This is a genomic window from Methylobacterium sp. E-046 (assembly GCF_022829625.1).
In the GTDB taxonomy this organism is placed as follows: Bacteria; Pseudomonadota; Alphaproteobacteria; order Rhizobiales; family Beijerinckiaceae; genus Methylobacterium; species Methylobacterium longum.
This window is the reverse complement of sequence record NZ_JAKSYP010000181.1, coordinates 1-1,854: the sequence shown is the minus strand read 5'-3', so window position 1 is coordinate 1,854 and position 1,854 is coordinate 1. Positions and strand designations below refer to the sequence as shown.

4 protein-coding genes and 1 pseudogene are annotated in these 1,854 nt (G+C 63.2%); 3 read left to right on the top strand and 2 right to left on the bottom strand.

Annotated features, from left to right (window positions below; genetic code table 11):
* The first annotated feature begins 212 nt into the window (after positions 1 to 212).
* On the top strand, positions 213 to 395 hold the full coding sequence (locus tag MKK82_RS18285; RefSeq protein ID WP_243986433.1) for a hypothetical protein: 183 nt from the start codon (positions 213 to 215) through the stop codon (positions 393 to 395).
* On the top strand, positions 392 to 589 hold the full coding sequence (locus MKK82_RS18280) for a hypothetical protein (RefSeq protein WP_243986431.1): 198 nt from the start codon (positions 392 to 394) through the stop codon (positions 587 to 589). Before MKK82_RS18285 ends, MKK82_RS18280 begins: the two co-directional genes overlap by 4 nt.
* Positions 590 to 610: 21 nt before the next feature.
* Here the strand turns inward: MKK82_RS18280 and MKK82_RS18275 are convergent, their stop codons facing one another.
* Positions 611 to 832 carry a hypothetical protein gene (locus tag MKK82_RS18275; RefSeq protein ID WP_243986430.1) on the bottom strand — a complete coding sequence of 74 codons (222 nt, stop codon included), beginning with the start codon at positions 830 to 832 and terminating at the stop codon, positions 611 to 613.
* 229 nt (positions 833 to 1,061) lie between these two features.
* Positions 1,062 to 1,379 carry a hypothetical protein gene (locus MKK82_RS18270; protein ID WP_243986429.1) on the bottom strand — a complete coding sequence of 106 codons (318 nt, stop codon included), beginning with the start codon at positions 1,377 to 1,379 and terminating at the stop codon, positions 1,062 to 1,064.
* Positions 1,380 to 1,662: 283 nt separating this feature from the next.
* Between MKK82_RS18270 and MKK82_RS18265 the strand changes: the two are divergent.
* A pseudogene (locus MKK82_RS18265) lies at positions 1,663 to 1,854 on the top strand (hypothetical protein); the annotation flags it as partial.

Sequence of the window (1,854 nt, the reverse complement as noted above, 5' to 3'; positions counted from 1 at the left end):
AACGCTGATACGTGGTTCTGGGCCTGCACGGGGTGTCAGCACAGTGAGGCTGATCGGAAGCCGCTCGATGGTGAGGTGCAAACCAAGGACGAGGCAATTGCGGCCTTGTCGGAGGTATGGGCCGGAGCCAAGGCATAGGGGACGCGCGGGGCTGCGCCGCACGATGGTGAAGACCGCCGTGATTATGGGCTTTCCGTTGCAGGGATGAGGCGATGGCCGATGAACCCGCCCCGCTGATGTACCCCTACGAAGCCCTCAAGATCATTGAGGTGCTCGTCGACGTGGCCCGGGAAACCGACAATCCTGTTGCCGCCGATCTGATCCTACGCGAGATCCGGAACGTGCTGGCCAAAACACTACCGAAGAAGCCGAGGCGCAGGCGGCGGAAGCCATGAGCGTTTCCGCCTCGGAACACGATATCGTCGTCGCGCGCCTAATGCGGCAGCTCTACGGGTTCGCGCAGGGCCTCAACGTCAACGAATTCGACCTGCGCGTGATCGTAGAGCGGGTGATCACGGACATGCCGCTGATGCCAGACGAAGATCGCTTGGCGCGTGCGCGCAACTGGATGCTGATCGCGTCGGCGTAGCGTCCGCCTGGCTGATATTGATCAGGCCAGGATGTGCTCGATCAGCTCCCGGTTCGCGCGAATGAACCCGATGGTTCGTTCGATTTCGCGCAGCCCCTTCTCGGCGAAGACCCGCGCATCCGTGCCATCGCGCAGGTCGTAGACGACACGGGCTTGATGGTCACGGCGCCGTTCAGCTTCGGCGAGATCCTGCTCTGCCTTGGCGAGTAAGACGTGGAGGAGTGCATCGGACGGCTTCGGCATAGTGGTTACAGTGCCCCATCCAAAGCGTTGGCCCCGCCGCCCGATCTGATCACGGGCTGGCGGGGCTTAGTGCCGTTCCTCACGGCCGGGGCCAGTACGCGACGCGGCCTGAAGTGAAGGGTGCTGAAGTGCCCTTAGCCGCGCCTCAACAGTGGCCCTTGGCGGGGTCCCAGATCGGGATGTCAGTCGGTCCAGGCTACGACTGGACGGACCGCCACTCCCCATCGTTTTACATCCTAGCCGTTTGCCCGGGAACGGCAGCATGATGCTTGAGCAGCAGATTGCCGTCGCGTTCGACGGACAGGGGCGGTAGCGGACCGTCGGCGAGTTGCGCCGCGGCATGCTTCCGGTGCCAATTTGCACAATGGGTTATGCCGCTGATCTCAATCGTTCCCATCAGGAACGCGAGCGCCCCAACGCTCACGACGGCGCCCACAAAGCCAAGCCAGAGCGCTTCGTGGACGGCCTCCTTCCGCACAGAGGCGCGCTCCCATTGCGCGGGCACAAACGCCTGTTCGGCGATGAGGATCAGACAAGACCAATGCATGGCAGTTCGTCAAGTGCCCAACGCGAAGGCTCGTTCCGCAGGTGTGCACGTAGCGGTAAACCGTCTGTGTGCGGCCGGCCCTGCCGCGCGTGAAGGGGCGCACCGTGGAGTAGGAGGCGGTCACTCCCTAAAAAGGTAGGAACTTGACCAGCTAGCCCACGAGTGGATTGGGATTTGGCATGTAGCCAAGCTCAGCGGAAGCTCTGCCTGGGAGCGGAGCCGAGTTGACCGCAGCGTTCCCCAGCGGTCGTGGCTCTAACCACCGCTCCCGTGAGGAGCGAACATGGAACAGTACACATCCGTCCTGCCGTCCGATGCGACCGGCGAGGCTGACTTCCGCTCGATCTCAGCCAAGGCCATCCCGAACCACGAGAGGCTGAAGCTGTCGCCGCTCAACCCAGGGCCGGCGCCGATGATGAGTTGGGGCGAGACGCATCTGCTGGTAATCGATGACAGCTACCAGCGTGCGATGGGC